Source organism: Actinoplanes couchii, from assembly GCF_016862075.1.
GTDB lineage: Bacteria > Actinomycetota > Actinomycetes > Mycobacteriales > Micromonosporaceae > Actinoplanes > Actinoplanes couchii.
Genome location: NZ_BOMG01000151.1, coordinates 1 through 13,202, shown reverse-complemented (window position 1 = coordinate 13,202; position 13,202 = coordinate 1). Strand labels below are relative to the sequence as shown.

The following is a 13,202-nucleotide window of genomic DNA, read 5'->3' as shown; positions in this document are numbered from 1 at the left end:
GAAATTTCGCGGTGAGAGCACCCTTCGTCCCGAAATGGTTTGAAATCGGATATGACCGGTGCCTGAGTGCCCACGGATGACCCCGTTAACCCGGGCCCGCGTGTCGGGTGTTCCGGCGTGAGTGCGAGAGGCCTTTGGCATGCTGACGTGATGGGGACGGTGGTGCTGCTGGACGGGCCGGTCTTCGTGACCTACTCGACGGCGATCGTGTTCTCCGGGACCGAGATGTACGACAGTTACGACCCGGACCGGTCCTGGGACGGCCAGCGCAACGGCCTGTGCGGGGCCGGCGCGCCAGGAGCGTTACAGCTGGTGATCGGTACGCATACCGGCGAGGTCCCGATCGTTGTCGCGCGATATTCCTCCGAGCCGCCCGTCGAGGACCGGTGGGACGAGGTCGTCGAGGTGTCGTTCGAGCCGGCATCCGCCGAGGTCACGTTGCTGGGCCTGGACGGCTCGGAGGAACACCCACTGGACCTGCCCCGAACCCGGTACCGCGTGCGGTACTGCGCCTCGGGCCTGGACCAGGCAGACACCACGCCGGAGCCGGCCGACCGATACCTTCTGCAGTTCTGGCCCGCACCACCCGCACCGGACCGCATCGTGCGACAGACCAGCTCCCAGGCCGCGTACTGGCACCGCGTACACCGGCAGATCCCCATGTCGCCGGCGGAACAGGCCACCGACGACATGGTGCGCTCCCGCGAACAGGAACGCGAGGACCGGCGCCGGTTCGGGGACCGCGTACCTCCGGAACGCCTGCGCGCGGTCGAACTCTGGCTCGGGGACATCCAGGCCATCGACGCCGACCTGATGTGGGCGCTCGCCGAAGCCGACGACGAAACCCACCGCGGCGTGGCACGCTGGGCCGCCCTCCGGGCCCTCCACGTCGCGGGCCTCGACCGGGAGCCGGCACTCACCCCCGCCCTGGCAGCGCTGCGCTCCGGCTCGCCGATGCCGAAACCGTTCGATCAACACACTTTCTGGTACGCCTACAAAGACGCCGTCCCGGACACCTTCGTACCGCGAATCCCGGGCACCGCCTTCCTGCCGGAGGGCGACGATGAGATCGTCAAACAGCAGTGGTACGCCCTGCCGACGATCTCGTCCACCACACACCCCGACTCACTCACCGCAGCTCTCGAAACCGTCGTCGGCGCCGCCCTGGTGCACGGCCCAGATCAGTACCGCGAATTCCTTCGAGACCTCTGGCAGACGTTTCCGCAGCTCCACCACGTGACCGCTGGTTCCTGATCGAGTCAGTCGACGAGCAAAACGAGCTTTCCGCGTACGAGGCCCGCCTCGCCGACGTGGTGTGCCTGTGCGATCTCGGTCAGGGGGAACGTTCGGCCCACGGGGAGGGTGAAACTGCCGGAATCGATCAGGGTGCCAATCTGGGTGAGTATGTAGAGGGCACGGCCCTCGTCGCCTCTGCTGAAACGTACGCCGTGTTGCTGGGCTCCGGTGAAGTCGGCGAGGGTGATCACGTGCTCTGGGCCGCCGGCCAAGATTATGAGCTCCGGCAGGATGCCGCTTCCGGCCACGTCCAGCGCGTTGTCGACCCCGTCCGGAGCCAGCACCCGGACCCGGTCTGTCATGCCGGAGCCGTAGGCGACCGGGTCGGCACCGAGTGCGCGCAACCGGTCGTGGGTGGCTGGGCTGCCGGTACCGATCACTCGGGCACCCCTGGCCACCGCCAGTTGGACGGCTGCGCAGCCGACGGTTCCGGAGGCGCCGTTGATCAGTAGCGTGCCGGTCGACACGCCCAGCTGATCCAAGGCGCGTGCCGCCGTCTCGATCGCGGCGGGGAGTGCGGCTGCCTCGGCGAAACTCAGCGACGGCGGGACCGGGGCCCAGCAGGACAGGACCGCCAGTTCCGCCTGGGCCGCGCCGGTGGGGGAGAACCCGAACACACGGTCACCGACGGCCACACCGGTGACGCCGTCACCCAACTCGTCGACGGTGCCTGCGGCCTCGTACCCCAAAGTCTGTGGCAGATTTTGATCCATCTGGCCTTGGCGCTTTTTCCAGTCGCTCGGGTTGATCCCGGCGGCCCGGACCGCGATGCGCACCTCACCGGGAGCCGGGTGCGGCTCGGGGAGGTCCACGATCTGCAGGACCTCCGGGGCGCCGAAGCGGCGGAACGCGACCGCCTTCACGAGCGCCTGCCGTGCTTGTCGAGGAAGCGGCGCTGCTCGGCGACGGCTTCGCGGTCCTCGGGGCTTTCGCCGCCGAAACCGCCGTGGGGCATGGCCTCGAAGACGTGCAGGTCGGCTTCCACGCCGGCGGCGCGCAGGGTGCGGTGCATGCGGACGGTGTTGGACAGGAACAGGTCGCGGGTGCCGCTGCGCAGGAGGGTGGGCGGGAAACCAGAAAGATCACCGAGGACCGGAGAGAGATACGGATGTCGTACGTCAGCCCCGGCCGCGTAGAGGGCGTTCACCGGCTGCAGACTGCGGAGCACGTTGTCCACCCCGGCCAGGGTCTGGAAGGTGTCGCCCTCTTCGGTCAGGTCGGCCTGCGGGCTGTTGAGCACCAGTGCCGCGGGCATCGGCAGTCCGGCGTCCCTGGCCCGCAGCAGCAGGGCCGCGGCGATGTTGCCGCCCGCGGAGTCGCCGCCGACGAACACCCGGGCCGGATCGCGGTCGTGCACCACCCGCCGGTAGACGGCGAGCGCGTCGTCGAGGGCCGCGGGGTACGGATGCAGCGGCGGCATCCGGTAGTCCACGCCCCACGTGAGCAGGCCCATGGATGCCGCGGTCCGGGCCGTCGTCACGCGGCACGCCGGTCCGCCGCCGACCAGGAGACCGCCGGGGTGCATCCAGAGCAGGAGCGGACCGCCGGTCTCGGGGGGTTGGGCGGCGTACACAGTGACGCCTTCGATGTTCTCGGTGTGGACCGGGATGTCGCTGATCGGGAACCGGCGGACCGTGGATCGATTCGCCTGCTCGGCCATCGCGAGCCACGCCTCGGTGTCGTCGGCGGCCGGGTACGTCAGCTCGCCGCCGTCGACGGCGAGCCACGCCTGCGCCTGCTCGCTGATGGTGGCCGGAGCGGGAAACCTCTGTCGCATGGGACTACCCTCCTGACGCGGATCCGAGCACTAAGCTAACTGACTAAATTTAGTCACACAAGAGAGTGAGGGTGGATGCCCAGAACCAGCGAACGCGGCGGCCCACAGACCCGGGCCCGGATCCTGCAGGTCTCCAACCGGCTGTTCCTCGAACGCGGGTACGAATCCGTCACGGTCGCCGAGATCGCCCGCGAGGCCGGAGTGTCGAGCGTGACCGTCTTCAACCACTTCGCGCGCAAGGAAGACCTCTTCCTCGACCGCGCCGCCGACGCCGCCGAACTGCTGCGCACCACCGTCCGCGACCGCGCACCCGGCACCGACGTCCTGACAGCCCTCCAGCAAGCGTGTTCCCGGCTCGTCGACGAACGGCACCCGCTCTCCGGGGTCGCCGACGGCTCGGTGCCCTTCTTCCGGACCGTCGCGGAATCACCCGCGCTCATCGCCCGCGCCCGCGCCATCGCCGCCGAACTCCAGGCGACGCTGACCGGCGAACTCGACGGCGACGCGACGCTGCTCGCCGCGTTCTTCATCGCCGGCTACAGCACCGTGCTGGTGGAGACCGCCCGCCGCCGCATCGACGGCGAACCCGCCGACACCGTGACCACCGACCACCGGGCGCGCCTCGACCGCCTGTTCACCGCACTACGCGAAGGGATCGTCCCGCAACGATGATCCCGGATTCGTGTCAGCCGGGGGAGGCATCGACGAGAGTGGTGACCCGACCGTGCAAGATCATCGACATGATTCGTCTTCTCGCCCTCCCCGTCGTCGCCGGCGCGGTCCTGCTCGTCTCCGCCTGCTCGACGACCGAACCGGTCGCCGTGACACCCGCCCCCGGTACGACGTCCGCCGCCGCCCCGGCCCCGGCCACCCCTGTCGCGTCCCCGTCGACCGCCGCGACCAGTGACCCGCAGAAGAGTGAGGCCGAACAGCAGGAGAGCAAGGGCGACGCCACGTTCCCGATCGGCGCGGGCACCCACCTCGTGCTGCTGCACAGCTACGACAGCGCCAAACGCACCGCTGTCGTCGAGCCCGCCGAACTGAGCAAGGACGGCAGCGCGGTGAACGGCGACGGCAGCCGCTACACCCTCCCGGTCAACGGCTCCCTGAAGGTGTTCTCCACCAACAGCGGCAACCCGGACTGCATGAACGGCAAGGGCTTCGACATCACCGGCAGCTGCCTGACCGACGCGGCCTGGCTCAAGAAGCAACTCGGCGGCACCGGCTACCCGGTCACCATCGCCAACACCGCCGACTTCATCTACGAGATCGCCGAGCAGTACCGCCCCTGACCGTGCCGCGGCCCGGAGACCCGTGCCTAGCTTGATCTTCGACTTACTCGAGAATTGAGTAAGTCGAGACATGAGTGGGTTGGGGCGGAAGACGCCCTCCTCCATCGGCGCGAACGAGCAGCGCACCGCGGGGCACCTATCCTGGTGCCATGACACAGCCCCGCCCGGCCTGGGCCGGTACCAAACCGCCGCGGCTGGCCGACGACAGCCCCGGGTTCGTGGCCGCCATCGGTCAGGGGTGGGCGGCCCGTGACGTGCCCGCGCCGGTGGACGCGGCGGCCGCCAAAGCCGCCGCCGACCACCGGGAACGGCTCAGCGCCGCGCTGCCGGGGCAGACGATCGTGCTCGCCGCCGGCGTCGCCAAGAGCCGCAACGGTGACGCCGACTACGCGTTCCGGGTCGACAGCGACTTCGTGTGGGCCACGTCCTGCCAGGTCGAAGGCTCGGTGCTGGTGATGATCCCGCGCGCCGGCGGCCACGACGCGGTGCTCTACATGCCGCCGCCGGCCCGGCCGGGGGAACGTGACTTCTTCGCCAGCGCCGCGTACGGCGAACTGTGGGTGGGGCCGTCGGCCGGCCTGGACGCGTGGTCTTCGGCGCTGGACCTGCCGGTGCGGGCCCGGGACTCGTACACCGAACCGGCGTCCTTCACCGCCGGCGGGCGCATCGCCTCCGACCTGCGCATGATCAAGGACGACTGGGAGATCGGCCAGATGCGGGCGGCCATCGACGCCACCGTCGCCGGCTTCGCCGCGGTCGCCGCCGAGGTCCCCCGGGCGGTCGCCGACGGTCTCGGCGAGCGGTGGTTGCAAGGCACCTTCGACCGCTATGCCCGTACGTTCGGCAACGGCCCCGGATACCACACCATCGTCGGCTCCGGCCCGCACGCGCCGATCCTGCACTGGGTGCGCTGCGACGGGCCGATCCTGCCCGGCGAGGCCCTGCTGCTGGACATGGGCGTGGAGGCACGCTCGCTCTACACCGCCGACGTCACCCGGACCATCCCGGTCGGCGGCGGATTCACCCCGGCCCAGCGCCAGGTCCACGACCTGGTCGAAGCCTCCCACCGGGCCGGCATGGACCGGGTCCGCCCCGGCACCCGGTACTCGGACTTCCACTTCGCGTCGATGGAGGTCCTCGCCCGGGGACTCGCCGACTGGGGCCTGCTCGGAGTCTCGGTGGACGAGGCGCTCGCCCCCACCGGGCAGCAGCACCGCCGCTACATCGTCTGCGGCGTCGGCCACCACCTGGGACTCGACGTGCACGACTGCGGCGCCTCGGAGTACGAGCAGTACCACGGCGCCGACCTGCAGGAAGGCATGGTGCTGACGGTGGAACCGGGGCTGTACTTCCACGCCCACGACGAGACCGTCCCGCCGGAACTGCGCGGCATCGGCATCCGCCTCGAGGACGACCTGCTGGTCACCGCGACCGGCAACGAGGTGCTGTCCGGCGCCCTGCCGATCGACGCGGCCAGCCTGGAACGATGGGCCGCCGACCAGATCCGGTGACGAGCGTGGATGTCCACTCGGTACGCTGCCGGATGTGCTAACTGGGTGGCGGGGCGTCGTGCTGGTGGCCAGATTCCTCACCGAGCTGGTGCTGTTCGCCGCGCTCGCCTACGCGGGTGCGGTGCTGCCGGACCAGCTCGCGCTGCAGATCGCGTTCGCGGTGGCCGCACCTGCCGTGGCGATCACGGTGTGGGGCCTCTACCTGGCCCCGCGAGCCGAGCGGCGGCTCCCGGAGCCGTGGGGTTTCCTGGCCGAGGTGGTGCTGTTCGCCGCCGCCGGTGCGGGAGTGGCCGCCGCCGGTCACCTGCTGACCGGACTCCTGCTGGTCGGCGCGGCCGGTATCGGTGTCGCAGCGCTGACCCGGGTCGCCGTCGCGGACAGCGGTGACCGGGACGTCGCTGTTCCGGAGTGACGGTGTCCTAGGATCCATCGATGCTCCCAGCGCTTGATGCGGTGCTGGCCCTGTCGTGGTCACCGTCGGTGCGGCGGCGCCGGCCGGTGTTCGTGGCCGACGACGGGACCGGCGGTCTTCGTACGCCGCAATCGGGTGGGGTTGCCGCCTGGGGTGTCACCGGCCTGGCGCTGATCGGATTCCTCACCCCGGTCCCCGGCGAGTTGCTGTCCGGGGAGACCCTGGAGATCGCCCGCACGGAGCTGGTCCGCACGACGGGCCTGGTGCCGGGGCGGACCCCACTGATCGAGAACGGTCGCGAGGAGGAGTTGGCCGCCGCGATCCAGCAACGCCGCCGAGCCTGGGTCAGCTCACGTCCGCCAGGCCGAACTGCTGCCTGATCCCGGCCAGGAAGCTCGTGTCGTCGGCCGCCCGCCAAGACGCGAGCATCGTGATGCCGTCGGTGCCCGCCTCGTACCGCAGCCGGTCGGTCCCGTCGGTCACCGCGGTGAATACGGTGTCGGCGATGTGCTCCGGCTCCGAACCGCCGTCGGCCATCAGCGGGCCGAGCACGTCGAAGACCCGGCCGATGTTCGGCTGGTAGTCGGCGATCACCGGCTCGTTGCTGAAGTCGAAGGACCGGCCGCCGAAATCGGTGCGGATACCACCGGGCTCCACCAGCTTGACGCGTACGCCGACCGTCCCCAGCTCGTACCAGAGCGCCTCGGAGATCCCCTCCACCGCGAACTTCGCACCGTGGTACGGGGTACCGAACGGGAACGTCAGCCGCCCGCCGATCGACGAGACGTTCACGATCACACCGGACCGCTGCTCCCGCAGGTACGGCAACACCGCCTGCGTCGTCGCCAGCAGACCGAAAACGTTCACCTCGAACTGCCGCCGGATCTTGGCCATCGGCGTCGCTTCGAGGGGCCCGTACGCGCCGTACCCGGCATTGTTGACCAGCGCGTCCAGACGCCCGAAACGGTCCAGGCCGGCCCGTACCGCCGCAGTGATCGTGGTGGGGTCCTCGACGTCGAGCCGGGTGACCAGGGTGTTGTCGAGCCGGGTCAACTCCGTCTCGGACTCGGGCCGGCGCATCGTGGCGACCACGTTCCAAGCCTCGGCCTGGAAAAGCTTCGCGGTGGCCCGGCCCAGGCCGCTGGAGGTTCCGGTGATCAGCACTGTCTTTGTCATGTACTGATCCTCGGCCCGGCAGCGACCGGACCCTATATCGTTCGGCGCGCTCCGATGCCTGATCCGCTCACGATCACCGCCATACTGGCGGGCGTGGACGTCCTGAGCGAACTGCGCGACCTGATTCCCCGGCTGCACGGGACGGTCGCCCGGGGCAGCTGGCTGCCCGGCTCGCTGGTGTCGGCCGCGACCAGCGAGTCCGAACCGTACTGCGCACACCTCGAACCGATGGTCGCCGTCGTGGTGGCCGGCGAGAAACGGACGGCCCTGGCCGGGCACGAGTTCCGCTACGGCGCGGGGGAGTACCTGATCTTCTCGATGGAGCTGGCGGTGACGGCCCGGATCACCCGGGCCGACCCCTTTCTGGCCGCCGCGGTACGCCTGCGGCCGGAACTCGTGGCCGAACTGCTGCTCGAAGCGCCCTCAGATCACACCTCCGGCCCGGTCGCCGGGGTCGCCGCCGCGGACGACGAACTGCTCGACGCGTTCCGGCGACTGCTGCGCCTGGTCGAGCGACCCCGGGACTTCGCCGTTCTGGCCCCCGGCATCGAGCGGGAGATCCACTGGCGGCTGCTGACCGGCCCACTCGGCGCCCTGGTGCGCCAGGTCGGCCGCGCCGACGAGCGGTTCACCCTGGCCCGGCGGGCGGCGCGCTGGCTGGAGAACCACTACGACCGGACCATCCGGATCGAGGACCTGGCCCGGCACACCGGCGTCAGCGTCGCCACCCTCAACCGGCACTTCCGGGCGGCCACCACGATGAGCCCGGTCCAATACCAGAAACAACTGCGCCTGCAGGAGGCCCGGGTACGCCTGACCGCGGCCCCCGGAGACGTGGCCGGAGTCGGTCACGCCGTCGGCTACGAGAGCCTGTCCCAGTTCAGCCGCGAGTACCGCCGCCTGTTCGGAGTAACCCCCACCGAAGACATCCGCCGCGTACGAACGAGGCCACCCGCCCCGGAAAGCTGAGCCTGTCGTTCAACCAGTTCGGCGGAGCTTGGTGCCCTTCTGGTGATGGGTCGGCCGCTGGTGAGCCTGGCCGGTGACCAGGACGAGTCCTACGTCTTGACGGGCAGCGGTGTGCCGGTTGCGGGAGCCAGGCGGGCGTCCGGGCCCGGGCCGGCTGGGTTTGGGTGCACGCGCTGGCGAGGCGCTGGTCGCGTGGAGGTTCCGAAACCCCCGCCGCACCCGGGCGGAGGTAAGCCGCTCCGGTGCCATCGGGCGTTCCCAGGGCCGGCGCAGGTCTTGGGTGAGCGGCCGCGCGAGGCGTAGCCGAGTATGCGCGGCCAAGATCAGCCAGGTCCAACGGTCCGCCGCGGCCGACTCGCGCAGCTGCGGAGCGGCCAGCCAAGAGTCTGCTCCAGCAGTCGGAAAGTGTGCTCGATGTCGAAACGACGCAGGAACGCCTGCCAGCACCGGTCGACATCAGCATCGGTGGCGTCGACCTGGGACCACCACAACCAGACCGGCTCCGGCTCCGCCCGACTGGGCAGGTGCTCGACGGTGAGCCGGATGACCGTGCCAGCGATGACCGGCAGCGCCTGGTCATGGTCGACCCAGGCAGCCCGACGCCTCAGTCGCGGGTGCAGCCGGTCCCAGCCCTGCGCCTTCACCCGGCCGTACAGTCGGTTGTCGGTGACCGTGACCGCTTGCTCAACGTCCCAGGTGGCGGCGTCGCCGAAGACGAACTCGCCGCCGTGCTTGGCCGGCCCACCACCCAAGGGCTGGTAGACGCGGGGTGGGGTCGCACGGCGCAGCACCCGGTCGGAGCGCATCCGGCCGAGGATTCCCACCGGCAGATCCCGCAGCAGCCAGGCGATACGCGGAGCCTCGTAGCCCGCGTCGAGCACGATCAGAATGTCGCTGTACCCGGCCTGCCGTTGGCCGGTGGCGGTCAGCCGATTGATGAGCTGCCGGACCTGCGTGCAGGTGATCGTGGTGACGTCCGCGCCGGGCGGGAGGCGGACCGCGTCCAGCAGCGCGGTCCAGGAGGTCCGGCCGGTTTCCCGAGCGGCGATGATCGAATACGGCCAGCCAAGGATCATCCGGTGTTCGTCTTTGCCGCGCCCGTAGGTGTGGCAGAACGACCGCTGTGGTGCAGTTACCGTCCGGGCGCAGCCACGGTGAGACGTCCACCGCGAGGACCAGGCGGCCATCCGCTGCTCGCGGCAACGGCAACCCGGCCAGGCTCCGGCGCAGCGACTCGACGTCGGTACGCCCCGCGTTGAGCGCGTCGTACATGGCGCCGTGGCCACGCCGGGGCTCCGGCGCCAGCGACAACCCGACCAGCGTCTTGACCGGCCCGTCGGTACACGACATGGCGTCCGTCAGCTCGAACAAGGCGTCGGCCCGCTTGGTCATGCAGCGGTAGAGCTGCTCACGGAACCCCGCCAACACATCGATCGCTTCCACCCTGTCCGTCACAACCGCCACAACGGGCGTCGATAGGGGCTAGTTGCGCCCACCCTCTCCGGATGACGCTCGGTCACCGTCGGCCAGACCGGAGGTGGGCCCTACGATAGCGCTCAACTGCCGAGTTGAGTGCTTCTGGTCATGAAGGATTCAATGCTTCCAGCACTGAATGCCGGGATTTGCAGCAAAAGGAAGAACGTTTTAACGAGGCCAGTAGCGGTTATTAGAGCGCAAGCCTTCTAGAGCCTCACGGGTACGATCCTCGGCGCTCGGATGTGCGACCCAGATTGCTTCATTGAATATTTCTCGGATGGAGACTTCGCCAACTCCTTTTAGAGCTACCGACCTAGCCTCCTCGCTCAGCTTTAAGGATTCGGGTATACCTGGAGTGCTGAAGTCGTCAAGGGATCGTCCGCCCCAATCCGAATCGGGCAGAGCGATATCCGGCGAGGCCATCTCTGGGTCATCCGGCTTTATGCCAGCGCATCGTGCTGCCAGAGCAACAGGGCGTCCAAAAACTGAAACGTTGTAGCGCAGTGGGGTTCCAGCAAATCCTGCAATCACCCTGCCGAAGGCAATGTCGACGTGAGGCCTGTAGGCGTGAGGGTCGTTCCTGACCATGTCAACGGCTGCCTGGATTGCATCCGTCACAGGCTCGGCGGATCCGAAATCCTTCGAGAAGATCACCATAGCCTCATCGCCGATATACTTATCAACAATTCCAGGGCGGCCGCGAAGAGCCTGTGATGTGATCCAGCCGAAGAATGTTTGTACGTAGATAAGAGTTTCTACAGGGCTCATGCCAATCGTGCGTGTCGAGAACCCGCTGATGTCCGCGAAGAGGATAGCGGCTTCGATCTCCACACCCTTGATCGGCACAGCCGAACCGTCACCGCAATCTACTACGCCATCTACGTGACTAGCGTGCGAGGCAACGAAATCTTCAAGTGAGTGAAATCTCTGGTCGAGGCCCATGCGAGGAAATCGTAAGCGGAAGCGGCTGCGCCGGTGGAGTCTTGTGGAAGGTCGAGTGGTTCCCACATCTAGGGCGTACTCTCTTGCCGCCGACAATGGGGAGCTTTAGCCGGTGGCGCCCAGCTTTGAACGAGTCGACCGGTCGACCTTCGGCTGAAGTTATGAAGGCCGACCGGCCGGACGGCAACTTGAGCGGCTACGGTGTAACCCAGGAGGTGCAGTAGACGTCCGATGTCTCAGGTAGCCCGGAGTACCCCGTCTTCAGGCTTTTTTCGCTACTGAGAGTCTGCCGGGTGTAGATGCCGCAGGCGCGTACGGCGTTGAATCCCGAGGTGCTGTAGGCGGAGGTGTATGTGCTCCCCTGTGAGCTTGGGACAGAGCGGACTTCGCTTTTCACCCAATTCGCTCCGCCGTCCGGTGACCGGTCGATCCAGACATCGCCGTCCATCACATACGGTAAGAGCCCAGAGATGAGACCCCAGGCACATCCAGCGGATGGCGATACTCGGATGCTGAGAGCGATCAGTTCCGGCTCCTCCCGATGCTCCCAGAAGTTTCCGGTCGCGGCCAGGCTGCGTGCCGTGTTACGACTTTCGTCGCATCCGGCAGCTTGAGCTGGCGTGCTCGTAGCGACCAGTCCCGCACCGGTGACCAAAGTCGCAAGGGCAGCGGCGGCAGACCGCCTCCATCGGAAGCTATTCGCTGTCATGGTTTCCCCTTCGGCAGGTAGCGATCGTGCTTGTTACCCCTGTCACCACATCCTCAGTGATTCGGTTCAAACGACTGCGAGGATTCCCCTAAATGAGTGACTGCCAGGTTCTGCCAGCGTCAGTGCACGGGCCGCAACGCGGCGAAGCCAAAGGCCAGGCCTGTAGAACAGATTTCGAGTCCTACCGGTTCCTCGGCTGGCGGCTCCAGTCCGCTACGGCCGGAAGGTATCCGAGGTGAACGACCTCTTCTGCCGCGATCAGGGCGGCCCTCTCACGACCACTGGCTACTCGTCGTGAGAGGGCGGATGTGGCTCGCCCGGCCAGCCGTTGCGGTGTAGGTGGTCGACGATATCCCCGTAGCCCTCTCGCCCGGGCTGACCACCAACGGTGAACAGGAGGCCCAAGGTGTTGGCTTCGCAGCCAGAATCGGCTATCGCATCGCGGAATGAGCGCTATGCAAAACGGGGTTCTAGATTCGGCCGAGCAATTCCGCCTTCTTCTGGATGAACTCGTCTTCGCTGATCATTCCCTTGCCGCGGAGTATGGCCAGGCTTTCGATCTGCGCGAAAGGAGCAGGGACTGCCGTGTCGGCCGGTTGGGTTGCCTCACGATGTTGTCGCAGTAATCTCGCGAATTCGTCGGCGTTGCCGTGACGCATCTGCTTTATCTCGACGGAGCGGCCGGGCGTGTGGATCGTCAGCGTCTCGCCGGTCAAAGCCTTCGCCGTCGACACCGATGTCACCGAGTCGAACGGGATTTCGTCAAAGGACTCCGTTGCCGCGATGCTGCGATCGAGGAAGAACAGTCGCTTCGTCGTGAGTGTCACGATCGCGAGGTTCCCGGCGTAGACGCCCTGGCCGAGCGCGACGACGTCCTCGTCACCAGTCAGCACGTTGCCCAGGTGTCGGATCTCCTTGCGGCCGAAGATTCGGTGTAGCCCCAGACGTGCAGCCGCTTCTGCTGTTCCTCGATCATCCAGGGTTCCTTCGGGGAGGCGTTCGGCGATGTCGTCGAGGATGGCGAAGTGTTTGGTGCCGCGCATGTCGACGTTCCACCGTACGATCGCCCCGCTGGCATGCCGTTGCAAACGGGCCGATACTTTCGCCGGCCACCGGTTCTTGATCAGCGAGCCCTTGCTGCCGGATGTGATCTCACCGGGCGGACCAGTCGGGTCCATAGACAGGTCACTCAGAACACGGCGAATGGCGGCGTCGGCATGCTCGGCGGGGCAAGCGGTACGCCACTCGACTGATCGCAGGATTCCCACAATCTGATGGTCTCAATGCATGGCCAGTAAATCTGGTGAACGCCCTGTTGATCAGGGCAGGAGCCCTCGGGCGGGCGACAGAGGCCGACGGCCGGCGAGACTGATTTGCGCCAGAAACTGCATCAGCACGACGCACTCGCTTGACCACAGCCACTCGAAACCCGATGGGGCAAGCGGGACACCACCCGTCCAGGTCCCCGGCGCATCCGTAACGACCGGACCGGCGTAGGTCAAGAGCTTCACCGCTCCAGCAGAATATGGTCTCCCGAAACCAATGGAGAGGTCAGTGAGAAATCAACAAATCAAAATCGACTTACTCTCGTGCCGCATAGGACGCGTTCCGATCATGCCGTTCTGCCGCACGGCCGGCTGAG

Annotated in this window: 12 protein-coding genes and 1 pseudogene; 7 read left to right on the top strand and 6 right to left on the bottom strand. The window is 67.7% G+C overall.

Annotated features, from left to right (window positions below; translation table 11 throughout):
• Positions 1–150: 150 nt before the first annotated feature.
• The gene (locus Aco03nite_RS51645; RefSeq protein WP_203810486.1) at positions 151–1,254 is read left to right on the top strand and encodes a hypothetical protein; all 1,104 of its coding nucleotides are present in this window, start codon (positions 151–153) and stop codon (positions 1,252–1,254) included.
• A 5-nt stretch (positions 1,255–1,259) separates the two neighbouring features.
• Here Aco03nite_RS51645 and Aco03nite_RS51640 read toward each other — a convergent pair whose 3' ends face one another.
• Positions 1,260–2,159 (bottom strand): NADP-dependent oxidoreductase, encoded by a 900-nt coding sequence (locus Aco03nite_RS51640; RefSeq protein ID WP_203810484.1) that lies wholly within the window; start codon positions 2,157–2,159, stop codon positions 1,260–1,262.
• On the bottom strand, positions 2,156–3,073 hold the full coding sequence (locus tag Aco03nite_RS51635) for an alpha/beta hydrolase (RefSeq protein ID WP_203810482.1): 918 nt from the start codon (positions 3,071–3,073) through the stop codon (positions 2,156–2,158). The genes Aco03nite_RS51640 and Aco03nite_RS51635 overlap by 4 nt, the downstream gene beginning before the upstream one ends.
• A 75-nt stretch (positions 3,074–3,148) precedes the next feature.
• On the opposite strand from Aco03nite_RS51635, the gene Aco03nite_RS51630 reads away from it, so the two are divergent.
• From Aco03nite_RS51630 to Aco03nite_RS51610, 5 genes are all read left to right on the top strand, one after another.
• Positions 3,149–3,745, top strand: a complete 597-nt coding sequence (locus Aco03nite_RS51630) for a TetR/AcrR family transcriptional regulator (protein WP_203810480.1) — start codon at positions 3,149–3,151, stop codon at positions 3,743–3,745.
• Positions 3,746–3,813: 68 nt separating this feature from the next.
• Positions 3,814–4,365, top strand: a complete 552-nt coding sequence (locus Aco03nite_RS51625) for a hypothetical protein (RefSeq protein ID WP_203810478.1) — start codon at positions 3,814–3,816, stop codon at positions 4,363–4,365.
• A 149-nt stretch (positions 4,366–4,514) separates the two neighbouring features.
• Positions 4,515–5,876 carry an aminopeptidase P family protein gene (locus Aco03nite_RS51620; RefSeq protein WP_203810476.1) on the top strand — a complete coding sequence of 454 codons (1,362 nt, stop codon included), beginning with the start codon at positions 4,515–4,517 and terminating at the stop codon, positions 5,874–5,876.
• 34 nt (positions 5,877–5,910) lie between these two features.
• Complete coding sequence (locus Aco03nite_RS51615; RefSeq protein ID WP_239146144.1) at positions 5,911–6,288, top strand: YrdB family protein; 378 nt, start codon at positions 5,911–5,913, stop codon at positions 6,286–6,288.
• Between the two features lie 20 nt (positions 6,289–6,308).
• On the top strand, positions 6,309–6,668 hold the full coding sequence (locus Aco03nite_RS51610) for a hypothetical protein (RefSeq protein ID WP_203810474.1): 360 nt from the start codon (positions 6,309–6,311) through the stop codon (positions 6,666–6,668).
• Here Aco03nite_RS51610 and Aco03nite_RS51605 read toward each other — a convergent pair.
• Positions 6,634–7,464 (bottom strand): SDR family oxidoreductase, encoded by an 831-nt coding sequence (locus Aco03nite_RS51605; RefSeq protein WP_203810472.1) that lies wholly within the window; start codon positions 7,462–7,464, stop codon positions 6,634–6,636. The two genes, Aco03nite_RS51610 and Aco03nite_RS51605, sit on opposite strands and share 35 nt — an antisense overlap.
• A 54-nt stretch (positions 7,465–7,518) precedes the next feature.
• Here Aco03nite_RS51605 and Aco03nite_RS51600 point away from each other — a divergent pair, with 54 nt between their 5' ends.
• A complete protein-coding gene (locus Aco03nite_RS51600; RefSeq protein ID WP_203810470.1) occupies positions 7,519–8,433 on the top strand; it encodes an AraC family transcriptional regulator in 915 nt (304 codons plus the stop codon).
• Between the two features lie 9 nt (positions 8,434–8,442).
• Here Aco03nite_RS51600 and Aco03nite_RS54615 read toward each other — a convergent pair.
• The 3 genes and pseudogenes from Aco03nite_RS54615 to Aco03nite_RS51585 all read right to left on the bottom strand — a co-directional run bounded on the left by Aco03nite_RS54615 (position 8,443) and on the right by Aco03nite_RS51585 (position 12,828).
• Positions 8,443–9,897: pseudogene (locus tag Aco03nite_RS54615) on the bottom strand (NF041680 family putative transposase).
• A gap of 180 nt (positions 9,898–10,077) precedes the next feature.
• The gene (locus tag Aco03nite_RS51590) at positions 10,078–10,851 is read right to left on the bottom strand and encodes an adenylate/guanylate cyclase domain-containing protein (RefSeq protein ID WP_203810468.1); all 774 of its coding nucleotides are present in this window, start codon (positions 10,849–10,851) and stop codon (positions 10,078–10,080) included.
• Positions 10,852–12,030: 1,179 nt separating this feature from the next.
• The gene (locus tag Aco03nite_RS51585) at positions 12,031–12,828 is read right to left on the bottom strand and encodes a PH domain-containing protein (protein ID WP_203810467.1); all 798 of its coding nucleotides are present in this window, start codon (positions 12,826–12,828) and stop codon (positions 12,031–12,033) included.
• Positions 12,829–13,202: the final 374 nt, after the last annotated feature.

What these genes read in the sequence shown, in the direction of transcription:
- Aco03nite_RS51620 (WP_203810476.1), top strand. Translation starts at nt 4,515, where the DNA reads ATGACACAGCCCCGCCCGGCCTGGGCCGGTACCAAACCGCCGCGGCTG.
- Aco03nite_RS51625 (WP_203810478.1), top strand. Translation starts at nt 3,814, where the DNA reads ATGATTCGTCTTCTCGCCCTCCCCGTCGTCGCCGGCGCGGTCCTGCTC.
- Aco03nite_RS51635 (WP_203810482.1), bottom strand. Translation starts at nt 3,073, where the DNA reads ATGCGACAGAGGTTTCCCGCTCCGGCCACCATCAGCGAGCAGGCGCAG.
- Aco03nite_RS51605 (WP_203810472.1), bottom strand. Translation starts at nt 7,464, where the DNA reads ATGACAAAGACAGTGCTGATCACCGGAACCTCCAGCGGCCTGGGCCGG.
- Aco03nite_RS51600 (WP_203810470.1), top strand. Translation starts at nt 7,519, where the DNA reads ATGCCTGATCCGCTCACGATCACCGCCATACTGGCGGGCGTGGACGTC.
- Aco03nite_RS51630 (WP_203810480.1), top strand. Translation starts at nt 3,149, where the DNA reads ATGCCCAGAACCAGCGAACGCGGCGGCCCACAGACCCGGGCCCGGATC.
- Aco03nite_RS51610 (WP_203810474.1), top strand. Translation starts at nt 6,309, where the DNA reads ATGCTCCCAGCGCTTGATGCGGTGCTGGCCCTGTCGTGGTCACCGTCG.
- Aco03nite_RS51645 (WP_203810486.1), top strand. Translation starts at nt 151, where the DNA reads ATGGGGACGGTGGTGCTGCTGGACGGGCCGGTCTTCGTGACCTACTCG.
- Aco03nite_RS51590 (WP_203810468.1), bottom strand. Translation starts at nt 10,851, where the DNA reads ATGGGCCTCGACCAGAGATTTCACTCACTTGAAGATTTCGTTGCCTCG.